This is a genomic window from Pseudomonas sp. NPDC087814, assembly GCF_044742865.1.
Classification (GTDB): Bacteria; Pseudomonadota; Gammaproteobacteria; order Pseudomonadales; family Pseudomonadaceae; genus Aquipseudomonas.
Genome location: NZ_JBIUVK010000002.1, coordinates 1 through 5,518, shown reverse-complemented (window position 1 = coordinate 5,518; position 5,518 = coordinate 1). Strand labels below are relative to the sequence as shown.

The 5,518-nt window shown below is 62.0% G+C and carries 5 protein-coding genes; 2 read left to right on the top strand and 3 right to left on the bottom strand.

Going from position 1 to position 5,518, the window contains the following annotated elements:
* Positions 1-120: 120 nt before the first annotated feature.
* A complete protein-coding gene (locus ACIOMR_RS01985; protein WP_401191919.1) occupies positions 121-1,032 on the bottom strand; it encodes a LysR family transcriptional regulator in 912 nt (303 codons plus the stop codon).
* A complete protein-coding gene (locus tag ACIOMR_RS01980; RefSeq protein WP_102604145.1) occupies positions 1,033-1,707 on the bottom strand; it encodes an NAD(P)H-binding protein in 675 nt (224 codons plus the stop codon).
* 115 nt (positions 1,708-1,822) lie between these two features.
* Here ACIOMR_RS01980 and ACIOMR_RS01975 point away from each other — a divergent pair, with 115 nt between their 5' ends.
* Positions 1,823-3,010 carry an MFS transporter gene (locus tag ACIOMR_RS01975; RefSeq protein ID WP_401191916.1) on the top strand — a complete coding sequence of 396 codons (1,188 nt, stop codon included), beginning with the start codon at positions 1,823-1,825 and terminating at the stop codon, positions 3,008-3,010.
* Here the strand turns inward: ACIOMR_RS01975 and yiaY are convergent.
* On the bottom strand, positions 2,977-4,125 hold the full coding sequence (gene yiaY, locus ACIOMR_RS01970) for an L-threonine dehydrogenase (protein WP_003212101.1): 1,149 nt from the start codon (positions 4,123-4,125) through the stop codon (positions 2,977-2,979). The genes ACIOMR_RS01975 and yiaY overlap by 34 nt on opposite strands.
* Positions 4,126-4,252: 127 nt before the next feature.
* On the opposite strand from yiaY, the gene ACIOMR_RS01965 reads away from it, so the two are divergent.
* On the top strand, positions 4,253-5,269 hold the full coding sequence (locus ACIOMR_RS01965) for a DUF4917 family protein (RefSeq protein WP_003212103.1): 1,017 nt from the start codon (positions 4,253-4,255) through the stop codon (positions 5,267-5,269).
* The last annotated feature ends 249 nt before the right edge of the window (positions 5,270-5,518 follow it).

The following is a 5,518-nucleotide window of genomic DNA, read 5'->3' as shown; positions in this document are numbered from 1 at the left end:
GGGGGTTGGGTGCTTCGCCCCGGTGGTGTGGGTCGCGCCCCCCCTTTTTTGGGGGCCCCCCCCCCCCCCCGGGGCACAACCCCCCCCCGCCACAGCAAGGGCCCTCGCCACAGCGTTTGCTTACGCCTGCTCCCGCCGCAGGTAATCGAACAACAACCGGCTCACCGGCGACAGCTGCGCCTCGTCACGCACCACCAGGATCAGGCTGCGGTCCGACCAGGCATCCGTCAGCGGCACCGCGTGCAAGCCCAACGCCCGGCCAAACAGTTCATAGGCTTTTTGCGGCAGGATGCCGATGCCCATGTTGGCCTGGACCATCCGGCACATGGCATCGAAGCCCGGCACATGGATCCGCAAGCGCAGCACCTTGCCCGCCTCCCGCGCCGCCGCATGGGTGCGCATGTTTATCGAACTGGCGGAATGCAGCCCCACGTAGTCGCTGTCCAGCGTCTCGGCGAACGTCAGGGTCTTGCGCGAGGCCAACGGGTGATCCGCCGGCATCAGCACCACCAGTTTGTCCCGGCGATAGGTCACACCGGGCAGGCCTTTGGTATCGGTGTCGCTGGAACAGATGCCCAGGTCCGCAACGCCGTCAATCACACCCTGGACCACGCCATTGCTGGGCCGCTCTTCCAGGTCGGCCTTCACCTGTGGATGCAGCGCGGAAAAGTCGCGCAAGTCTTCGGGCAGGAACTGAATGATTGCCGAGAGGTTCGCCAGCATCCGCACATAACCGCGCACGCCGTGACTGTGTTCGCCCAGCTCCAGGCCCATCTTCTCGACATTGAACAGCATCTGCCGTGCATGGTGCAGCAAGGTCTCGCCGGCAGCCGTGAGCTGCATGCCCTTGGCCTGGCGCACAAACAGGCTGACGCCCAGCACCTGTTCCAGCTCCATCAAGCGCTTGCTGGCCGCCGAGACCGCGATAGCTTCACGGGCGGCGGCGCGGGTCAGCGTGCCTTCCTCATGCACTGCCACAAACAATTGCAGGGTGATCAGGTCAAGGCGGCGAACCAGGCTTTTGTGCAGCATCTAGGCGCGCTCGGTGGCCAGGCGATTGATATCGGCCTGCTCCACCACCGGCAGAGGTGCACCGTGCCGGACGGCCGAGAGCATTGCGCGGCCAACGGTTTCCGTGCTCACCACCCAGGCCGGTCGCACATGGCGCAGCAGCGACAACAACGGGCCGACCACGGTGTAGATGGACTGGTAGAGCGGGGTTTTCGAGCGCACGCCGTGCAACGGCTGGATCACCCCGGGACGGAACAGGTACACCGCCTTGAACGGCAGGCGCAGCAACGCATTCTCGGTCTTGCCCTTGATCCGTGCCCACATGGTTTTGCCGGTTTCGCTGCTGTCAGTCCCGGCGCCGGACACGTAGATGAAGGTCATCTGCGGGTTAAGCCGCGCCAGGGTGCTGGCGGCCACCAGCGTCAAGTCGTAGCTCAAATGGGTGTACTTGGCTTCATCCATGCCCACCGAGGACACGCCCAGGCAAAAGAAGCAGGCGTCAAAGCCTTGCAGCAGATGCTCCAGGGGCTGGAAATCAAACATGTCGGCATGCAGCACTTGATGCAGCTTGCCGTGTTCCTGGGTCAGCGCGGTACGGCCGACGGCGACGACTTCCTGCACGTCACTGGCCAGCAGGCACTCGCGCAACACGCCTTGGCCGACCATGCCGGTGGCGCCGAATAATAGAACTCTCATAAGGTTGGTTCCTAAGCGACAAGCGGTTAGCTTCATGCTGCAAGGTAGAGACAAACCCACTGGCAACTTGTAGCTTGCGGCTTGCAGCTTACTGCTCAACAGGATCTTTTGCCCCTTGAAAAGCACCACGACCCTCACCATTGCCTGCAGCGCGGCCTTTTTGTCCCAGGTTGGCATCAGCAGTTATCTGCCCGCCGTGCCGGCGATTGCCTTGTCATTGACCGCTGCAGAGGACCAGGTGGCACTGGCCCTGGCGGTGTACTTGATCGGCATGGCGTTGCCGATGCTGCTCTGGGGCAGCCTCGGTGAGCGCCTGGGTAGAAAGCCGGTGTTGCTGGCAGCGTTGGCGTTGTATGCGCTGGCCAGTGCGGCGATTCCGTCCGCCTACAGCCTCGAATCGTTCCTCGGCCTGCGCCTGGTCCAAGGCCTCGGTGCGGGCGGTGTGTCGGTGATGGCGCGGGTGCTGGTTCGTGACAGTTTCAGCGGTGCCCTGTTGGCCAAAGGTTTGTCGTGGCTGGGGATGACGTTCGTGATCGCCCTGGGCATCGGGCAGTTTGTGGGCTCGCTGTTGCAAGTGGCGTTTGGTTGGGAGGCGATCTTTTATGGGCTGGCGATAGCGGCTGTCGGCCTGATGATTGCGCTGCAACGGGTGGTGTTTGCAACACTGGAAAAAGCCGCCGGGCACGTCTCGGCCTGGCGCATCTACGGCACGATCCTGCGTCATCCGGCGTTCCTGCGGCCTGCGTTGGCGGGCGGTTTGGGTTACGGGGTGATCATCGCGTTCAATACCTGCGCACCGTTGATTTTGCAGGGCCATTTCGAGTGGAGCGCGGCGCAATATGGCTGGCTCGGCTGGCCGATCAGCGGGGCGTATCTGGCGGGGGCGTTGATGGTCAATCGCCTCGTCGCCCGCACCGGGCGCCTGTCGATGATGAGTTGGGGCGTGGCGTTGGTGATATGCGGCAGCGCGACGATGTTGCTGGGCAGCCTGTTTGCCAATGGGCTGGCGATCCTGCTGTGGCTGCCGTATTGCCTGGCGGTGTTCGGCCAATCGATGAGTTATCCCATCAGCCTGTCGCTGGCCAATGATGAATCACCGGTGAGCGGCTCCTACGCCATGGCCTTGAGCGGCTTTATGCATCAGTTGATGGCGGCGGCGATCGGTGGCGTGGCCAGCCTGCTGGCGAGTCAGCAGGCCTGGCCGTTGGCGGTGTTATGCGTGGCGCTGGCGGGCGGCGCACTGCTGTGCGTCGCCATGGCCAGGACTGATCAGAACGCGCTGCGGAAGATCTCTTCAATCTGACGCTGATCCGCCCGCCGCGGGTTGGTCAGGCCGCAGGCGTCCTTCAGGGCGTTGGACGCCAGCAGCGGGATGTCCTGCAACTTGGCGCCCAGCTCCCGCAACCCGGCAGGAATTTCCACATCCTGGGACAGGCTGCGAATCGCCGCGATGGCCGCCTGGGCGCCCTCTTCCACCGACGTACCCTTGATATCTGCGCCAAGGGCCCGTGCCACATGGCTCAGGCGCTCGGCGCTGACGCTGGCGTTGAAGCTTTGCACATGGGGCAACAGCACCGCATTGCACACGCCGTGGGGCAAGTCATACAGCCCACCCAACTGGTGCGCCATGGCGTGCACGAACCCCAGGGACGCGTTGTTGAAGGCCATGCCGGCAAGGAACTGCGCGTAGGCCATGTTCTCCCGGGCGGCCAGGTCTTTACCGTCGCGCACCGCAATCCGCAGGTTGGCGCTGATCAGTTCGATGGCCTTGATCGCACAGGCGTCGGTGATCGGGTTGGCAGCCGTGGACACGTAGGCTTCGATTGCGTGGGTGAGTGCGTCCATGCCGGTGGCGGCAGTCAGGCCCTTGGGCATGCCGACCATCAGCGCCGGGTCGTTGACCGACAGCAGCGGCGTGACGTTACGGTCGACGATGGCCATTTTCACGTGGCGGGTTTCGTCGGTGATGATGCAGAAGCGGGTCATTTCGCTGGCCGTGCCGGCGGTGGTGTTGATGGCTACCAGCGGCAGTTGCGGTTTGGCCGACTGATCGACGCCTTCGTAGTCACCGATGTGCCCGCCGTTGGTCGCACACAGGGCAATGCCCTTGGCACAGTCATGGGGTGAGCCACCGCCCAGTGACACCACGAAATCACAGGCGCTCTGCTGCAGCAGTGCCAGGCCTTTTTCGACGTTATCGACGTTCGGGTTGGGCTTGGCGCCGTCATAGATCACCGAGTCGATGTCTTGCATCGCAAGCTTCTCGGCGATCATGCTGGCCACACCTGCCTTGGCCATCCCGGCGTCAGTGACGATCAGCGCCTTGCGAAAACCGTAGTTGCGAATCGCGGTCATGGCTTCGTCGAGGCAGTCGAGGCCCATGATGTTGACGGCGGGAATGAAGAAGGTGCTGCTCATGGTGGCTAATCCTTTAAAGTCGTTATGCCTACAGCATCGACCTCGATTGCCTGCGGCATCTTGACCAGGATCAACGCCCGCTCGTGATAAAGTCACCGCCCAGCCGATTTCGAGTAGACCCGCCGCAATGAAGGATTCCCAGGATTTTGATGCCCACCTAGAAGACTGGAACGCCTTGCGCAGCAGTACCGCCATCAGCGGGATCCTGATCGGCAACGGCGCCAGCCGCGCAGTGTGGGAAGATTTTGCCTACGACTCACTGTTCGAAAACGCCCGCACCGTGGAAGAAAAACCTCTGAGCCAGTCCGAACTCAGCGTGTTTGACGCGATGCAGACCCGCAGCTTCGAGCAGGTGCTGGGTGCACTGAAAACCACCAGCCGGGTCAACAAGGCCCTGGCGGTCAGCTCGGCTGCGCCGCGTAATCGCTATTACGCGATCAAGGAAGCGCTGATCAATACGATCCACAGCGTGCATATTCCGTGGCGCCTGGTGAAGCCGTCGACACTGGCGACCCTCCATCAGGAGCTGGCGAGTTACCCGACGGTGTTCACCAGCAATTACGACCTGCTCAACTACTGGGCGATCCTGCATGCGCCGGGCATCGATGATCTGTTTCGCAGTGCCGATGCGAGCTTTGACCTGCGCAATACTGCCTGCGACACCACGCGCATTTTGTATCTGCATGGTGGCCTGCACCTGGTGCGTAACCTTGATGGTACGGCGCGTAAATTGCCGACCACTGACAGCACGTTGCTCAGCAGTTTTGCGATCAACAACACGATCAAGACGCTGGATGATGTGCCGTTGTTTGTCAGCGAGGGCAAGGTTGAGGAGAAGCTGAAGACCATTCGCAGTTCTGACTATTTGTCGTTCTGTTATGAGCAGTTGTTGGGCCATGAAGGTGGGCTATGCATCTTTGGGCATCACCTCGGCGCGCAGGATGTGCATCTGGTGCAGGCGATTCGACAGGCGAAGATCAGCACGTTAGCGATTTCGGTGTTTGGTCGCAGTGCGGGGTTTATCCAGCAGCAGAAGCGGCGTTTTGCGGAGTTGTTTGAGGGGATGGAGGTGGAGTTGCGGTTTTTTGATGCGCGTAGTCATGCGCTTGGGAATTCGGGGCTTTCGGTGCCCGTGGAGCGGTGATGGTAGTTGGGGTGAGGTGGGGTGGGGTGGGGTGTACATATCCGTTGCTGCGGTAACGGCCACTTATGGTTCCGCTCTTACAGCGGGTCACTTTTTTACAAACGCCTAAAAAAGTAACCAAAAAACGCTTTGCCCCACCACTCGGTGCCTCGCCTAGGCTCGGCATGCCCGCACTCCGGCCCGATTCCGCGGGCCGCCGCGACGGGCCATCCATGGCCCGGCGCGGCTAAATCGGCATCCTTGCCGATT

Excerpts from the sequence above, each read along its gene's own strand:
- ACIOMR_RS01985 (WP_401191919.1), bottom strand. The coding sequence starts at position 1,032 with ATGCTGCACAAAAGCCTGGTTCGCCGCCTTGACCTGATCACCCTGCAA.
- ACIOMR_RS01980 (WP_102604145.1), bottom strand. The coding sequence starts at position 1,707 with ATGAGAGTTCTATTATTCGGCGCCACCGGCATGGTCGGCCAAGGCGTG.
- yiaY (WP_003212101.1), bottom strand. The coding sequence starts at position 4,125 with ATGAGCAGCACCTTCTTCATTCCCGCCGTCAACATCATGGGCCTCGAC.
- ACIOMR_RS01965 (WP_003212103.1), top strand. The coding sequence starts at position 4,253 with ATGAAGGATTCCCAGGATTTTGATGCCCACCTAGAAGACTGGAACGCC.